This window comes from Xanthomonas sp. 10-10, from assembly GCF_040182365.1.
In the GTDB taxonomy this organism is placed as follows: domain Bacteria; phylum Pseudomonadota; class Gammaproteobacteria; order Xanthomonadales; family Xanthomonadaceae; genus Xanthomonas; species Xanthomonas arboricola_F.
Genome location: NZ_CP144460.1, coordinates 2,029,736 through 2,045,627 on the forward strand (window position 1 = coordinate 2,029,736; position 15,892 = coordinate 2,045,627).

Below are 15,892 nucleotides of genomic sequence, written 5' to 3' on the forward strand. Positions count from 1 at the left end.
GCTCAGCGGTTGTGGAACTGTGCGGCGCGCTTGTCGAGGAACGCGCGGGTGCCTTCACGCATGTCTTCGCTGGCGAACAGCAGCGCAAATTGCGCGGTTTCCAGCTGCAGGCCTTCTTCGATGCCGCATTCGCCGCCAAACACGACCGCGTCCAGAATGCCGCGCAACGCCAATGGCGCGGCGCTGGCCAGGCGTTGGGCCAAGGCCTGGGTTTGTTCCTGCAAGGCGTCCGGTTCGACGACGCGATTGACCAGGCCCAGTTGCACGGCGCGCGCTGCATCGATCGGCATGCCGAGCAGACACAGCTCCAGTGCTGCGGCACGGCCGGTCAGGCGCAACAGGCGCTGGGTGCCGCCGAAGCCGGGAATCAGGCCAAGATTGATTTCCGGCTGCCCCAGGCGGGCGGTGGACGCGGCGATGCGCAGATGGCAGGCCATTGCCAGCTCCAGCCCGCCGCCAAGCGCAAATCCGTTGACCATGGCGATCACCGGTTTGGGCATGCGCTCGATCCGGCGCATCAAACGCTGGCCGACCAGTGAGAATTCGCGGCCGTCCATCGCCGACAGATCGCTCATTTCCGCGATGTCCGCACCGGCCACGAAGGATTTGGGCCCGGCGCCGGTGAGGATCACCACGCGCACATCGTCGGCATCGGCCGCGTCCACGAACGCCTGGTCCAACGCCAGCATGGTGTCGCGGTTCAATGCGTTCAGTTTGTCCGGCCGATTGACCGTAATGGTCCGGACACTGGCGTGATCGGCGATCAGAATGACGTCATTGGACATGGCAAACCCTTGCGAACGTAAAAAAATAGTAAATACGGAACTTCCGAAAGCCTTGCTGGTCATAGCTTTCGTGATAAGTAGCGGTTCGGTATCGCGGCCGCTATCCTAGCGCGTCATCTCAGGCGGCAGACCCGTCCTGTGCCACCACCCTGGAGAATTGTTTGATGAAGTTGCGTTCTATCGCGGTCGCTGTGGCGGCCCTGGCCCTGACGGGCAATGCACTGGCCCAGGACACGACGTCCGAAAAGGGCAAGTTGAGCTATTACTTCGGTTACGACTACGGCAATAACCTTGCCGAGCTCACCGGTCGCGGCGAGCAGCTCGACATCAACGCGGTGGTAAAGGGTCTGCAGGACGCCTATGCCAAGAAGCAGCCGGCGATCACCGCCGACCAGCTCAAGCCGGCGGTCGAAGCGTTCCAGAAGCGCGAGCAGGGCCGTGCCCAGCAGGCCAAGGCCGAGTACGACAAGGCCGCCGCTGCCAACAAGACCAAGAGCGACGCATTCCTGGCCAAGAACAAGGGCACCGCCGGCGTGCAGACGCTGCCGAGCGGCGTGCAGTACCGCGTGATCGAGGCGGGCAAGGGCGCCAAGCCGACCCAGGCCAGCACCGTGCAGCTGGAAGTGGCCGGTCCGTTCCCCTTCGGCGACCGCGAGAAGGCGCGTCCGGCCCAGCAGATCCCGGCCATCAAGGTCAGCGAAGTCGAAATGAAGGCCATGCGCGAAACCCTGCTGCAGATGCCGGCCGGCTCCAAGTGGGAAGTGACCTTGCCGTCGGATCAGGCCTATGGCGCCGACCCGCGTACGCCGTTCCCGCCGAACGTGGCCGTGCAGTTCGAGATCAAGCTGGTCAGCGTCAAGTAATTGCGCTTGCTGTTGCACTGACAACGCCGGCCACCAGGCCGGCGTTGTCGTTTTGGCCTGGCCGACTTGCCTGAAGAAGCCGATGAAACATCCACGCCGCGTCTGCGGAAACGAGCGATGAGCGACACCGATTCCAATCGCGGGGATCTGCCCAGCCCGTGTATCGGTGTATGTTCGTTGGACGCGCAGTCGCACTGTGTCGGCTGCTTGCGCAGCCTGGATGAAATCGCACGCTGGATGAGCATGAGTGACGCCGAACGCCAGGAGTTATTGCATACCGTGTTGCCTGCACGCGGGCTGATGGCGGCGCTGCCCGAGTACGCGCAGTTGCGCCGGGCGCTGTATCCGCTGGACACCGCACCCGACGGCCCAGGCTGGAACCATGCCGAATTGATCGACCTGAGCGAAGGGTGCGCATCCGCCGAAGCGGCGGTGCTGTGCGGCCTGGTGCCGCGCGAGCAGGGCACGATGGTGCTGCTGACCCGGCGCACCGACAGCCTGCGCCACCATGCCGGGCAGGTCAGCTTCCCGGGCGGGCGGATGGAGCCCTCCGATGCCGACGCGGCAGCGGCGGCGTTGCGCGAGAGCTGCGAGGAGATCGCGCTGGGCGCGCAGCAGGTGCATGCGCTGGGATATCTGGATCCGTTCCTGACCGTGAGCGGGTTTCGGGTGACGCCGGTGGTGGCGGTGATCGACCCTGCGTTCGTGGCCGTGCCGCAACCGGAGGAAGTGGCCGAGATCTTCGAGGTGCCGCTGGCCTATCTGATGGATCCGGACAATCTGCGCAGCGTGGAGCTTGAGTTCCGCGGCCGTCCACGTCGCGTGCTCGAGTACGCCTGGCCCGGGCAGCGTATCTGGGGCGCCACCGCGGCCATTCTTCTCAATCTTCGTCGTCGCCTGGAGCAGGTTGCATGAGTGCCGATCCGAACTGGACCACGCTGGTCGATAGCGCCACCCTGGCGGCAGCATTGACGCACCCACAGCTGCGGCTGCTCGACGCGCGCGCCGCGCCGCCGACCGCCCCCGACCCCCAGGCGGCGCGCAAGGCGTATGCCCAGGGGCATCTGCCCGGTGCGCATTACGTCGATCTCGATCACGACTTGGCCGACCTGTCGCGTGCCGATCAAGGGCGCCATCCGTTGCCGCGCAGCGCCGACTTCGCCAGGCGCCTGGGTGCGTGGGGCATCGATCCGCAGAGTCAGGTGGTGGTCTACGACGCCGGCGATGGCAGCATGGCCGCCGCACGCGCGTGGTGGATGCTGCGGCTGATGGGGCATCGCCGCGTGGCGGTGCTCGATGGCGGACTGGCCGCCTGGCGCGCCGCCGGTCTGGCGCAAACCACCGAGCCGCCGGCAGTACACGACGGCGCTGCGTACCCCGGCAGTTTCGACGCCGATGCCGTGGTGGACGCCGACCAGATCCTGGCGCGACTGGGGCAGGCTCCGGGTTGGCTGCTGGATGCGCGCGCAGGCGAGCGCTTTCGGGGTGAGGTGGAGCCGATCGACCCGGTTGCCGGGCATGTGCCTGGTGCGGTGAGTCGCCCGCTGGGTCTGAGCATCCGCGATGGCCGTTTCAAGCCGGCCGACGAATTGCGTGCCGAGCTGTCTGCATTGCTGGGCGCGTACCGGCCCGAGCAGGCCGTGGTGATGTGCGGGTCGGGCGTGACCGCCTGCCATCTGCTGTTGGCGTTGGAAGTGGCTGGCCTGTCAGGTGCGCGCGTGTATGCCGGTTCCTGGAGCGGCTGGTTGCAGGATCCGGCGCGCCCGGTCGCGACCGCTTCCTGATCAGGCACAATACTGGCAGGAATGGTGGTCTGTGGGGACGCAGGCTCGCTGCGCGGAGCGCAGTTTCTTGCAGTGGTGGGTGGATGCATGCGGTTGCAGTTGCAGAAGGGCGCCTTGTGCGTCGCGGTGATGGCGATGGCTGCGTGTTCGGCAAGCTCTGGTGATGCCGGCGATGTGCGTGTCTCCACGCGTTCGACGACCGATAAGCAGCTGTATCGGCTCGCGCTGGAACGTGCGCGCGCGCAGCGGCTGGCGCAGGTGCGCGCCCCCGATGGCTGGCTGAGCTACACCGGCTCCGGCCGCGTGCGTGCAGGTCGGTATCAGGTGGGCAGCGATCTGCGCAGCGATCTCGTCCTGCCTGCCGGCCCCGCACAGCTGGGCGAGCTGAGCCTGGATGCGCAGGGGCACGCGCGCTTCAAGGCGGCGGCCGGAGCGGCGGTGCGGTTGAACGGGCAGCCTGTGCTTGACGTCGGCCTGACACCGGAGCGCGCGGACCAGCGTGGCGACCGGCTCGACGTGGGCGAGCGTCAGTTCTACCTGGTGCAGACCGGCACGTTGTTTGGCTGGCGTTTTCGCGACCAGTCAGCGCCGGCGTTGAACGCATTTCAGGGGTTTGAGTATTTTCCGATCGATCCGCACTGGCGGGTCGATGCACGCTGGCAGCCGTATGCCATGCCTCGCTCGGTGACCCTGCTGACATCCATCGGCACACCATTGACGGTCCAGGTTCCGGGCGAGGCGGTCTTTACCCGCAGTCGTCAGGAATACCATCTGCAGGCGATCGCGCAGGACGATGGCAGCGGCCTGTTCTTTCTGTTTACCGATCGCACCAGCGGCAAGGAAAGTTATGGTGGCGCGCGCTATCTGTTCACGGCGATGCCGCGCGATGGCCGTGTGCTGCTCGATTTCAATCTCGCCGAAAATCCACCCTGCGCGTTCACCCCGCACGTGGTCTGCCCGATCGCGCCACCGGAAAACCGGCTGGCGGTGGCGGTAAATGCCGGCGAAAAAACCTATCGCGCCCTGGACCCCTGATCGATCGAGTATTGGGGGCGTTGCCGACGCGTGAGCTGCGCCCTCAACGCAATGCGTGCGCCCAGCCGATCGCCGCTTCGATCCGTGGCCATGGAAACAACGGCCCGGGATCGAGCTTGCGCTGGATCTTGCGTGCGGGATCGTCGCTGGCCGCTTCCTGGGTGGTGTCCAGTTCCTGATGACCGGCAATGCGACGCACCGATGGCAGCTGCTGCTGCAGCCATTGCAGCAAGGTGACCAGTGCGGCGATCTGCACGTCCGGATACGGTTCGTGCATCACCTGATGGCGCGAGTCCAGCCAGTGCGGATAGCGGCCGCTGTTGACCAGTTCGATGCCCAGGGTGTGGGGATTGTGGCCGCGCACGTGATGCGCCACGCGCTCCAGCGCCACGTACTGCTGGATGCTGCCGTTGCGATCGATGTAGTAATGCCCGCTGTTGCCGGTGCCGCTGTCGTAGAGCACGCGCTCGCCGTAGTCGCGCGCCATCGCCATGTCCGGTAGTTCGGTGCAGTGGATGACCACCATGTCGATGTGCTCGAGCCGGCGGCGGGCCAGTCGCGATTGATAAGGCAACGGCGCGTAGGTGATCGGCGGCGACGGCAGGACGGCATCGGACATGAAGCGAATGCTAGCATTGCCCGATGGCTTTGAATCCCGACAGCCCGCTGGGCAAATTGATGGCGACGCTGCCGCAGACCGGTCAGGTGACCTGGATCGGCGTGCGTCCTGCGCGTGATGTAGACATGCTGGAGGTGGACGCCGCACAGGCCACCACCGGCACCGGGCTGGTGGGCGATCGCTACAAAGGCGGCAGCGGCAAGCGTGGGATCACCTTGATCCAGGCCGAGCACCTGCCGGTGATCGCGGCGCTGGCAGGGCACGCGGCGATCGCGCCGGCCACGCTGCGGCGCAATCTGGTGGTGTCGGGCATTCCGCTGATCGCGTTGAAAGGGCGGCGCTTTCGCATCGGCGATGTCGAGCTGGAAGGCACCGACCCGTGCGACCCGTGTTCGCGCATGGAAGACGCGCTGGGCGCTGGCGGCTACAACGCGATGCGTGGACACGGCGGGTTGTGCGCGCGCGTCTTGCGGGGCGGTGTGCTGCGTGTTGGCGATACGGTGCAGGCGCTATGAGCCGCGGCCATTGCATTCTGGCGCACGGGTTCGAGAGCGGCCCTGCGGCACGCAAGGTCAGCGCATTGGCCGAGGTTGCCGACCGCCTGGGCTGGACCCACGAGCGCCCGGATTTCACCGATCTGGACGCGCAACGCGACGTCAGCCCGCTCGGTGACGTGCGCGGACGCCTGCAGCGCCTGTTGCAGATCGCACGCGACGCCGCAGGCAAGGGGCCGTTGGTGCTGGTCGGGTCCAGCCTGGGCGCCTATATCGCCGCGCAGGTGTCCCTGCAGGTGCCGACGCGCGGACTGTTCCTGATGGTGCCGCCAACCACGATGGGCCCGTTGCCGGCGCTGGACGCCGCACCGGTGCCGACCTCGGTGGTGCATGCCTGGCGCGATGCCTTGATTCCTGCCGCAGACGTCATCGCCTGGGCGCAGGCGCGTCGGGCGCGGCTGTTGTTGGTCGACGATGAGCACGATCTTGCTGCGCATGTGGACACGGCAGCGAGCGCGTTTGCCGAGCTGTTGCAGCGCCTGTGATGCACGAGGCCGACGACATGCCGCCCGCGCAGTCCGAGCCGCCGATGGCGGTACTGATCCGCGAAGCCAGCGACGGCGACGCAGCAGCCATCGAGGTATTGACCATGGTGGCGTTCATGCGCGCCGAGCACAGCCGCCATGACGAGCAGCACGTGATCGCCGCGCTGCGCGAGGACGATGCGCTGGCATTGTCACTGGTCGCCGACCACGATGGATATGTGGTCGGCCATCTGGCGGTGTCGCCGGTGAGCCTGTCCGACGGCTCGTCCGGCTCGTCCGGCTGGTTCGCGCTGGGGCCGCTGGCGGTGGGCCCGGGCCACCAGCGCCAGGGCCTGGGCACCCGTCTGGTGCACGCAGCCCTGGCCACCTTGCGCGAGCGCGGTGCGGCGGGATGCGTTGTCTTTGGCGAACCCGGTTTTTTCCGCCGGTTCGGGTTTGCTGTCGAGCCGGGCCTGAGCGTGCCCGATGCACCCGTATCGGAACTGCAGGCGCTGGCGTTCGGGGACCGGCTGTTGCCGCTGGCCGACGTGGCCTACCACCCGGCATTCGGTCTGGGCTGAGTCGCGCTGCGCCGCACACGCGTGCCCGGTGTCGTCGCAACCCCGCGCGCACCGCCGCGCCCGTTCGCTCAGCCGCACCCTGCATCGCGCTTCCGGCCGCAGCGCAGCGCCGCCATCGTCACCATGGTCGGCACCAGCGATTGACGCTTGCCGAGGTGAAAGATGCAACGTGACGAGCCACCGGTGCCGCCAACCGCACCGCCTGCGCGCCTGATTTCGCACGCAGGCGATGCCTTGCACGACGATGCGACCCTGCTCGCGTCGATCAGGTCGCGACTGCGACAGGACGCCAGCCGTTCTGCTGCCGAGGTGGAGCGTTTGCTGCAATTGGTCGATGCGCTGTGGACGATGGAGCTGGGCCGGTTCCTGTTGCGCAATCGCGGGCTCAATGCGGAGTGGACGCATCGGTTGGTCACCTATCAGGCGGGCACCCTGCCGCAAGACACCACGCCGGCACTGGAGTACGAAATTTTCGAGAAGACGCCGGCCGTGCTTGCAACCCGCGAGCGGTTCGGCATCTTCCGTGCGCAATTGCAGGCCTTGTTGCGGCCCGGGATCACCATCGCGTCGGTACCGTGCGGATGGATGGGTGACGTGTTGAGCCTGGATTACCGGCAGTGCCCGGATGTGCGCCTGATCGGCATCGATCTGGACCCGCAGGCGCTGGACGGTGCGCTGCAACTGGCGCGTGGCTACGGGCTGGAACAACAGCTGTCGCTGCGTCTGGACGATGCCTGGGCGCAGGGCGATGCAGGCAGTGTGGACGTGGTGACCAGTAACGGCCTCAATCTCTACGAGCCCGACGATGCACGCGTGGTCGCGCTGTACAGCGCGTTCTTCAACAGGCTGCGGCCGGGCGGTACGCTGGTGGCGAGTTTCCTGACGCCTCCGCCCAGCCTGTGTGCGCAATCCCCATGGAAGCTGGCGCTGTTGGACCAGGCGTCGCTTGTGCTGCAGAGCCAGGTCTTCATCGATATCGTCCAGGCGCGCTGGGCATCGTTCCGCACCCATGCGCAGACGCGCGCGCAGCTGGAAAGTGCCGGCTTTGCGAGCGTGCGATTCATCGACGATCGCGCCAGCATTTTTCCCACGGTCATTGCGCAAAAGCCGATGGGTCACTGACGGCAGCGGCCAATCGCTCTTGCCGCGTGGAGTGTCGCTGCGTTGTTGGCGCGTGTCCGCTGCGTCGGCGCGCGCTTGCAGACGCCGATAATCGCAACCGCACTGATCTGCTGTGCCAGCAAGGTGGCGGCCAGGGTGATCTAGTGCACTGGCGGGTGCTTGCTGCGGCCAAGAGCGGCTGACAAAACGACTGTGCTCCGCGCCAGGCGGGCGCGGCCGGTGCCCGGCATGCTCAGGTACCACCCGTACACCCCGGTTCCTCCGCGCCACCCACGCACCTGACGACCGCTCGCCACGTTTTGTTAGCCGATCTAAACCATTGCAGCGAGCGGCCCTGCGGCGCATCCGGGCTCGAAGGTTTCGCTGCAGCCGCAGACCGGCCTACACTTGGACCGCACCCCCGATTCGAGGATTGGTCCAATGCGCCATTGATGCCGCCGTCGCGATGACGGCCATACCCGTTGCCGTTCCGTCTGGAGCGCGACGTGTCCTGGCATGCAATGGAGACACTGATGACCTGTCCGTTGGTGACGCTGGAAAGCGTCGCGTTCGTGCTGCCCGATGGCAGTACGCTGTTTTCCGATCTGACCCTGCACCTCGATCAGCGCCATACCGGCCTGGTCGGGCGCAATGGCGTGGGCAAGAGTGTGCTCGGCCGTTTGCTGGCCGGCCAGCTGGCTCCCGGCAGCGGCCGCTGCGTGCGCAGTGGCAGCGTGCATTACCTGCCGCAGCGCGTGAGCGCAACGCCGGGGCAGCGCATCGCCGATCTGGCCGGGGTGGCGCCGCTGCTGGATGCATTGAAGCGGATCGCCGCCGGGAGCGTGGCGCCTGCCGATTTCGAGCGGGTGGGCGAGCGCTGGAACGCCCACGCCGAGTTCGCTGAAGCACTTGCGCGGCAGGGGCTGGGCGGCTGCGATCCATACGCTCCCGCCGCGCATCTGAGTGGCGGCCAGGCCATGCGGGTGGCGCTTGCCGGTGCCTGGCTGATGCAGCCGGACATGTTGATCCTGGATGAGCCCAGCAACCATCTGGACGGCCCGCAGCGACAGCGGCTGATGGCGCAGCTGCAGGCGTGGACTGGTGGATTGCTGGTCATCAGTCATGACCGGGTGCTGCTGGACGGCATGCAGCGCATCCTGGCGCTGTCCGCGCACGGGGTGCGCAGTTATGGCGGCAACTACACCCACTACGCCCAGCAACACGCAGGCGAGCAACAGGCGGCCGGCGAACTGCTCGCCCAGCGCAAACAGGCGCGCGCACGCGGCGAACAGGCACTGCGCGAGCAGCACATGCGCCAGCAACAGCGCCAGGCGCGAGGGGCGCGGGCGGCCGCGCAGGCCAACCAGGCGCCGATCCTGCTCGGGGGCCAGCGGCAGCGCAGCGAGGTGAGTGCTGGCCGGCTGCAGCAGCAACGCCAGGCCGAACAGGCGCGCCTGGCGGAGGCGGTGACGCAGGCCGCCGCCCAGGTGGAGGCGCCGCAGGCCATTGCACTGCTGGCACCGGCAATGGCGGTGGGCGCGTCGCACCGCCTGGCGACCCTGCGGCAGGTGGAGCTGGCGGCTGGGCGGCTGGGTGGGCGACGCGTGGATCTGCTGCTGCACGGCCAGCCCCGCATCGGGCTGGTCGGCCCGAACGGCAGCGGCAAATCCTCGCTGTTGCAGCTGCTGGGCGGGCGCCTGACGGCACAGTCCGGCCAGTGCGAGGTGCATGTGCCGGTGGCCTATCTGGATCAGGACCTGGCCATGCTCGACCCGGCCCGCTCGGTCGTCGCGCAGCTGCGCGATGCCGATCCTGCCGCGGCCGAGCACGCCCAGCGGCTGCGGCTGGCGTTGCTGGGGCTGGACCGGCAGCGCGCGGACCTGCCCACCGGTCAGCTCAGCGGCGGCCAGCGGCTCAAGGCGGCGCTGGCCTGCGCGCTTTATCGGGCCCGGCCGGCGCAGCTGCTGTTGCTGGACGAACCCACCAATCATCTGGATCTGGCATCGGTCGAAGCGATCGAAACGCTGCTGCGCAGCTACACCGGCGCGTTGCTGGTGGCCTCGCACGATGCCGCCTTCCTGGACAGGTTGGGCCTGCAGCAGCGGCTGGACACCGGGCAGGCGCAGTGGCGGCTGGCGCCCTGGTGAACCGCGCGACGGGCCGTGCAGCCGGCGGGGGTGGTAATGCCGGCCGCGATGGCCGACCATTTGCGGCCCACCCACGGCGACCACGGCACTGCCCACCCGGGCGCCGGCCCGCTGTCCTGCTCCCACGCTCGCCGCCGCGCCAGCGTCTTATCGATACCTGCCTACGTGAAATTCTTCGCATCCTGTGCCAAGGGCCTGGAATACCTGCTTGCCGACGAGCTGCTGACGCTCGGTGCCAGCAAGGCCACCGCCACCATCTCCGGCGTCAATGTCGAAGGCGAACCGCGCGACGCGCTGCGCGCCGTCATGTGGTCGCGCCTGGCCAGCCGCGTGCTGTGGCCGCTCACCGAGTTCGACTGCCCGGACGAGGACGCGCTGTATGCCGGCGTGTCCGAGTTGCCGTGGGACGAGCACCTGTCCGTCGGCCACACGCTGTCGGTGGACGCGCACGTCTCCGGCACCGCGATCACGCACGCGCGCTATGCCGCGCAGCGCATCAAGGACGCGGTGGTCGACACCATGCGCAGGCAGGGGCTGGAACGCCCGTCGGTGGATGTGGAAAGCCCCGACCTGCGCTTGAACCTGTCGCTGCGCAAGGGCCGCGCCACCATCTCGGTCGACCTGGGCGGCGGCCCGTTGCATCGGCGCGGCTGGCGCATGGCGCAGAACGAGGCGCCGCTGAAGGAAAATCTGGCCGCGGCGGTGTTGCTGCGCGCCGGCTGGCCGCGCGTATATGCCGACGGCGGCGGCTTGCTGGACCCGATGTGCGGCAGCGGCACACTGTTGATCGAAGGTGCCTTGATGGCCGCCGACGTCGCGCCCGGCCTGCAACGCTATGGGAGCGATGTGCCCAGCCGCTGGCGCGGCTTCGACCGTGAGGGCTGGCAGCAGCTGGTGAACGAGGCGCGCGATCGCGACAGCGCCGGGCGTGCCGCGCTGAAGCAGGTGATCCACGGCAGCGACATGGACCCGCATGCGATCCGCGCCGCCAAGGAAAATGCGCAGGTAGCCGGCGTGGCCGAAGCGATCTGGTTCGGCGTGCGCGAGGTCGGCGATCTGCAGTCCCCGCCGCAGGCCACCGGCGTGGTGGTGTGCAATCCGCCGTACGACGAGCGCCTGGCTGCCGATGCGGCCTTGTATCGCAAGCTGGGCGACACCCTGCAGCGCGTGGTGCCGCAGTGGCGGGCGAGCCTGCTGTGCGGCAATGCCGAGCTGGCCTATGCCACCGGGCTGCGCGCCGGCAAGAAATACCAGCTGTTCAATGGCGCGATCGAGTGCGCGTTGATCGTCTGCGACCCGATCGCGGTGCCGCGCCGTACCCCATTGGCGGCACCGACTGCGCTCAGCGAAGGCGCGCAGATGGTGGCCAACCGCCTGCGCAAGAACCTGCAGAAGTTCAAGAAGTGGCGCGCCCGCGAAGGCGTCGAGTGCTTCCGCGCCTACGATGCGGACCTGCCGGAGTATTCCGCTGCCATCGACGTGTATCAGCAAGCCGATGGCGACCGGCGCCTCTTCCTGCATGTACAGGAATATGCCGCGCCGGCGACCATTCCCGAGGCGGATGTGCGCCGGCGCCTGGGCGAGCTGCTGGCGGCTGCGCGCGAGGTGTTCGAGGTGCCGGCCGAGCGTGTCGCATTGAAGTCGCGCGAACGGGGCAAGGGCGGCAGCAAGTACGGCCGTTTCGAGCAGCGCAACGAAATCGTCAACGTGCGCGAGCACGGCGCGCTGCTGCGGGTGAACCTGTTCGATTACCTGGACACCGGCTTGTTTCTGGATCACCGCCCGTTGCGCGGCACTATGGCGCAGCAGAGCAAGGGCAGGCGTTTCCTCAACCTGTTCTGCTACACCGGCGTGGCCAGCGTGCAGGCGGCGGTAGCCGGTGCCAGCGCCACGACCAGCGTGGATCTATCCGGCACCTACCTGCAGTGGTGCGCCGACAACCTGGCCTTGAACGGCCAAGCTGGCAGCAAGCACAAGCTGGTGCAGGCCGATGCGCTGGCCTGGCTGGAGGCCGAGCGTGCGCACTTCGACGTGATCTTCTGCGACCCGCCGACCTTCTCCAACTCCGCGCGCGCGGAGGATTTCGATATCCAGCGCGAGCATGTGCGGCTGTTGCGTGCGGCCGTGGCACGCCTGGCGCCGGGTGGGGTGCTGTATTTCTCCAACAACTTCCGTCGCTTCAAACTGGATGAAGAGGCGGTGGCCGAGTTTGCGCAATGCGAGGAAATCAGCCCGCGCACCATCGACCCGGATTTCGAACGCCATGCACGCATCCATCGCGCGTGGCGGTTGACGGCCTGAGCCCAGCCGGTTGTGTCCGATGGAGTGCTGCCTGCGGTGGCGAAGTCGCCAGCAAACGCAGTTACTGCATGGACGCACGGCCAAGGCGTGGTGGCGCCTGAACGCGCGGGCGCAATCGCGGCCGCGCGTGCGAGGGCAGGGCGCGTTGGCAACAAGCCCACCACAGTGCTGCGGTATGCTGATTCGCATGCTTTGGAGTCAACGATGACCGCATCACCCCGCATTGCCTTTCTTGCCAGCCACACCGAGCCCGCGGTGAGCGCGCGGGCGCGTCTGGTGCAGCGCTACGGCGATCATCCGCTGGAGAACGCCGAGGTCGTCTGCGCGCTGGGTGGCGACGGCTTCATGCTGCAGACGCTGCATCGTCACGGTGCCGCCGACAAGCCGGTGTTCGGCATGAAGCTGGGCTCGGTCGGCTTTCTGATGAACCAGTACCGCGACGACGAAGACGATCTGCTGGCGCGCCTGCAACGCGCCGAACCTGCGCACCTGCGGCCCCTGGAAATGCTGGTGCAGACCGAATCGGGCACCAGTGCCGGCTCGCTGGCCTACAACGAGGTCTCGTTGCTGCGCCAGACCCGCCAGGCCGCGCATCTGAGCGTGGATCTCAATGGCCAGACCCGTATCGCCGAACTGATCGGCGATGGCGTGATGGTCGCCACGCCGGCCGGCAGCACCGCCTACAACTATTCTGCGCACGGGCCGATTCTGCCGCTGGGCTCGCATACGCTGGCACTGACGCCGATCGCGCCGTATCGCCCGCGCCGCTGGCGTGGCGCCATCCTCAAGGCCGATACCGAAGTGCGCTTTCGCGTGCTCGACCCGTACAAGCGTCCGGTCAGCGTCACCGCCGACTCGCACGAGATCCGCGACGTGGTGGAAGTCACCATCCGCGAGTCCACCCAGCGCCAGGTGACGTTGCTGTTCGACCCCGAACACAATCTGGAAGAACGCATCTTCAGCGAACAGTTTGCGGTGTGAGGGGCGGGGATTGGGCATTGGGGATTCGGGATTGGCAACGGCTGCAGCGCGACGCGTGGCGCATGCGATGGTGCCGACACGGTAGGCTGCGGCAGGAATGATCCGATCCCGAATTTGAAATTCCCCACTCCTTAAGCTTCTGACCAATCCCGAATTCCCACTCCCCAATCCCGGCACCCAAATGGCTGACAACTCCCCCAGGCTCCTGACCGTCGCGGTGACCTCGCGCGCGCTGTTCGATCTCGAAGAGGGCCATGCGTTGTTCGAGGCAGACGGGGTGGAGGCGTATTCGGCATTTCAGCGCGAGCATGAAGACGACATCCTGCAGCCGGGCGTGGCATTTCCGGTAGTGCGCAAGCTGTTGGCGCTCAACCACGATGTGCCCGAAGAGACCCCGCGCGTGGAAGTGATTCTGCTGTCGCGCAACTCTGCCGATACCGGGTTGCGCATCTTCAATTCGATCCAGCACTACAACCTGGGCATCGTGCGTGCGACCTTCACCTCCGGCGAGCCGACCTGGCCGTACGTCAAACCGTTCGGCACCGATCTGTTCCTGTCGGCCAACCCGGACTCGGTGCGGCGTGCGCTGACCCACGGCATCGCTGCGGCCACCATCATGCCGCGCGCGCCGGGCGAACGTGCCGAAGCGGCTGCAGCGATCGTGGACAACGACGAGAGCCGACTGTCCACGCAGCTGCGCATTGCCTTCGACGGGGACGCGGTGATCTTCGGCGATGAGAGCGAACGCATCTCGCGCGAGCAGGGTGTGGAAGCGTTCGGGCGCCACGAGCGCGAGCGCGCACGCGAGCCATTGTCGGTCGGGCCGTTCCGCAATTTCCTGTCGGCGTTGCATACCTTACAGGCGGCGTTTCCGCCGGGCGAAGCGTCGCCGATCCGCACGGCGCTGGTCACCGCGCGTTCGGCGCCTGCGCATGAGCGGGTGATCCGCACCTTGCGCGAGTGGGGCGTGCGCCTGGACGAAGCGCTGTTTCTCGGCGGCCGGCACAAGGGGCCGTTTCTGGAAGCGTTTGGCGCGGATATCTTCTTCGACGACTCGCAACACAACATCGACAGCGCACGCCAGCACCAGCATGTGGCGGCCGGCCACGTGCCGCACGGCGTGGCCAACGATCCGCCGAGCCGATGAGCGAAGCGCCGCAGGCGCCAGCGCGTGCCGGGCTGCTGCGGACCTGGCGCAAGCTGGAACTGACCTTCACCGACGACACGGTACAGACCCGGATGTCGCGCTGGGCACCGTATCGGCTGGTGCTGCCGTATACGCGCAGCATGCTGGCTGCGTTTTGGCTGCAACCGCGCCCGGAATGCATCGGGCTGATCGGGGTGGGCGGCGGTGCGCAGCTGAAGTTCTGCCATCGCTACTTGCGCAGCACACGTCTGGAGGCGGTGGAGGCCGACCCGCAGGTGCTGGCATTGCGCGATGCATTCGCCATCCCGCGCGACGACGCGCGTCTGGAGATCACGCTGGGGGACGGCGCCGACTGGATCGGCAGCCGCGCCGGCCGCTACGACCTGTTGCTGCTGGATGCCTACGACGCCGACGGCATTCCGCCGGCGCTCTGCACGCCGCAGTTCTATGCCGATTGTCGCGCGGCCTTGCGCGAGGGCGGGGTGCTGGCACTGAATCTCTACCAGGTGCCGATGGCCGAGCATCTGGCGCAGCTGCGAGAGCTGTTCGACGGGTTGGTGCTGCTGCTGCCCGAACCGGATCTGCGTAACCAGGTGGTGTTCGCCTGGAATAGCCGACGTACACCGGGTACGCCGGACGCCGCGCTGGCCGGCTTGGCATGGTCGGCGCGCCGGCAATTGCGGCCGTCGATGCTGCGCCTGCAGGCGGCATGGCAGGAACGGGCCTGGCGGTTTTCCTGAGGCGTTGCGTTTTGCAGGTCCGGCCAGGAGCGGCTAACACGACGTAGCGAGCAGTCGTTGGCGGTGTGGGGGGACGGCATGCCCGGAACGGCAGTGCCCGCGTGCACCAGGCCGCTGTCGAGCGGCTGCGCCAGCCTCGGGCTGCTACACACTGGTTTTGTTGGTCACTCAAGGCTTGTGTGTCGACGCCCTGGGCCTCGGCGCTACCCGATTATGGCGTGCGCTCGCTGGGTGTGGCAGGCAACGGCAACTGGATATCGGTCAGTCGCCAGCGCAGGCCCTGGCGGGTCAGCACGAAGGTCACCGGCGCGCCATTGGCAGTCTGCGTGGTGGCGGTGAAGCGGCGGGTGGATTCGAAGCGCTGCGTGGCGCCTTGCAGTGGGCGCGCCGGCGCCGGTGCCGCATAGGTGTCGGCGCTGACGGTGTCGCCGATGAGACGGTTCCACACGCTGTGGCCTTGCAGCAAGGCACCGATCCCCAGCGGCGTGACCAAGGTATCCACGCCGGCGCCGCTGATGCCGCTGGCCAGTTGCAGTGCAAAACCGCCGAGCAGGCTCGATTGCATGCTGCTGCCGGCCTGGCGGATCAGGTAATCGTCCAGTTGCGCCTTGAGGTTGACGCGCAGGCTGGGGAAATCCACATAGCTTTCCAACTGCGCGGCATCGCGATCGGCGACCGCCTGACTGATGCCGCGGATGGCCAGGTACGGGCCGGCCACCACATACCCCGCCAGCAGCACCACGGCCAGCAATGGCAGGATCCACCAGCGCTTTCTCATCGTTCGCACTCC

Annotated in this window: 16 protein-coding genes and 1 other RNA gene; 14 read left to right on the top strand and 3 right to left on the bottom strand. The window is 67.4% G+C overall.

Going from position 1 to position 15,892, the window contains the following annotated elements; all coding sequences use genetic code 11:
* Positions 1-2: 2 nt before the first annotated feature.
* Entirely contained in the window at positions 3-785 is a 783-nt protein-coding gene (locus VZ068_RS08650) for an enoyl-CoA hydratase-related protein (RefSeq protein WP_349657670.1), read from the bottom strand.
* 164 nt (positions 786-949) lie between these two features.
* Here VZ068_RS08650 and VZ068_RS08655 point away from each other — a divergent pair, with 164 nt between their 5' ends.
* From VZ068_RS08655 to VZ068_RS08670, 4 genes are all read left to right on the top strand, one after another.
* Positions 950-1,648 carry an FKBP-type peptidyl-prolyl cis-trans isomerase gene (locus VZ068_RS08655; RefSeq protein ID WP_259153687.1) on the top strand — a complete coding sequence of 233 codons (699 nt, stop codon included), beginning with the start codon at positions 950-952 and terminating at the stop codon, positions 1,646-1,648.
* Between the two features lie 117 nt (positions 1,649-1,765).
* Positions 1,766-2,563, top strand: a complete 798-nt coding sequence (locus VZ068_RS08660; RefSeq protein ID WP_349657414.1) for a CoA pyrophosphatase — start codon at positions 1,766-1,768, stop codon at positions 2,561-2,563.
* A complete protein-coding gene (locus VZ068_RS08665; RefSeq protein ID WP_349657415.1) occupies positions 2,560-3,432 on the top strand; it encodes a sulfurtransferase in 873 nt (290 codons plus the stop codon). Before VZ068_RS08660 ends, VZ068_RS08665 begins: the two co-directional genes overlap by 4 nt.
* Before the next feature lie 87 nt (positions 3,433-3,519).
* Positions 3,520-4,467, top strand: coding sequence for a DUF1684 domain-containing protein (locus VZ068_RS08670; RefSeq protein WP_349657416.1), 948 nt, complete (start codon positions 3,520-3,522; stop codon positions 4,465-4,467).
* A 43-nt stretch (positions 4,468-4,510) separates the two neighbouring features.
* Here the strand turns inward: VZ068_RS08670 and VZ068_RS08675 are convergent, their stop codons facing one another.
* Positions 4,511-5,086, bottom strand: a complete 576-nt coding sequence (locus tag VZ068_RS08675) for an N-acetylmuramoyl-L-alanine amidase (protein ID WP_259153692.1) — start codon at positions 5,084-5,086, stop codon at positions 4,511-4,513.
* Between the two features lie 23 nt (positions 5,087-5,109).
* Between VZ068_RS08675 and VZ068_RS08680 the strand changes: the two genes are divergently transcribed.
* The 10 genes from VZ068_RS08680 (at position 5,110) to VZ068_RS08725 (ending at position 15,102) form a co-directional block, all read left to right on the top strand.
* Positions 5,110-5,601, top strand: coding sequence for an MOSC domain-containing protein (locus VZ068_RS08680; RefSeq protein ID WP_259153693.1), 492 nt, complete (start codon positions 5,110-5,112; stop codon positions 5,599-5,601).
* A complete protein-coding gene (locus VZ068_RS08685; RefSeq protein WP_326521118.1) occupies positions 5,598-6,125 on the top strand; it encodes an alpha/beta fold hydrolase in 528 nt (175 codons plus the stop codon). Before VZ068_RS08680 ends, VZ068_RS08685 begins: the two co-directional genes overlap by 4 nt.
* A 44-nt stretch (positions 6,126-6,169) precedes the next feature.
* Positions 6,170-6,685: an N-acetyltransferase gene (locus VZ068_RS08690; RefSeq protein WP_349657671.1), complete on the top strand. Its 516-nt coding sequence runs from the start codon at positions 6,170-6,172 to the stop codon at positions 6,683-6,685.
* A gap of 162 nt (positions 6,686-6,847) precedes the next feature.
* Entirely contained in the window at positions 6,848-7,807 is a 960-nt protein-coding gene (locus VZ068_RS08695; RefSeq protein ID WP_349657417.1) for a class I SAM-dependent methyltransferase, read from the top strand.
* Positions 7,808-8,041: 234 nt separating this feature from the next.
* A non-coding RNA gene (locus tag VZ068_RS08700) (sX9 sRNA) lies at positions 8,042-8,115 on the top strand.
* Between the two features lie 204 nt (positions 8,116-8,319).
* The gene (locus VZ068_RS08705) at positions 8,320-9,933 is read left to right on the top strand and encodes an ATP-binding cassette domain-containing protein (protein ID WP_259165178.1); all 1,614 of its coding nucleotides are present in this window, start codon (positions 8,320-8,322) and stop codon (positions 9,931-9,933) included.
* 165 nt (positions 9,934-10,098) lie between these two features.
* Positions 10,099-12,234, top strand: coding sequence for a bifunctional 23S rRNA (guanine(2069)-N(7))-methyltransferase RlmK/23S rRNA (guanine(2445)-N(2))-methyltransferase RlmL (rlmKL, locus tag VZ068_RS08710; protein ID WP_349657672.1), 2,136 nt, complete (start codon positions 10,099-10,101; stop codon positions 12,232-12,234).
* Between the two features lie 204 nt (positions 12,235-12,438).
* On the top strand, positions 12,439-13,215 hold the full coding sequence (locus VZ068_RS08715) for an NAD kinase (protein WP_259153699.1): 777 nt from the start codon (positions 12,439-12,441) through the stop codon (positions 13,213-13,215).
* A 181-nt stretch (positions 13,216-13,396) separates the two neighbouring features.
* Positions 13,397-14,362 carry a 5'-nucleotidase gene (locus tag VZ068_RS08720; RefSeq protein ID WP_259153701.1) on the top strand — a complete coding sequence of 322 codons (966 nt, stop codon included), beginning with the start codon at positions 13,397-13,399 and terminating at the stop codon, positions 14,360-14,362.
* On the top strand, positions 14,359-15,102 hold the full coding sequence (locus tag VZ068_RS08725) for a transferase (protein WP_349657418.1): 744 nt from the start codon (positions 14,359-14,361) through the stop codon (positions 15,100-15,102). The genes VZ068_RS08720 and VZ068_RS08725 overlap by 4 nt, the downstream gene beginning before the upstream one ends.
* 211 nt (positions 15,103-15,313) lie before the next feature.
* Here the strand turns inward: VZ068_RS08725 and VZ068_RS08730 are convergent, their stop codons facing one another.
* The gene (locus VZ068_RS08730; protein ID WP_259153704.1) at positions 15,314-15,880 is read right to left on the bottom strand and encodes a DUF2939 domain-containing protein; all 567 of its coding nucleotides are present in this window, start codon (positions 15,878-15,880) and stop codon (positions 15,314-15,316) included.
* Between the last annotated feature and the right edge of the window lie 12 nt (positions 15,881-15,892).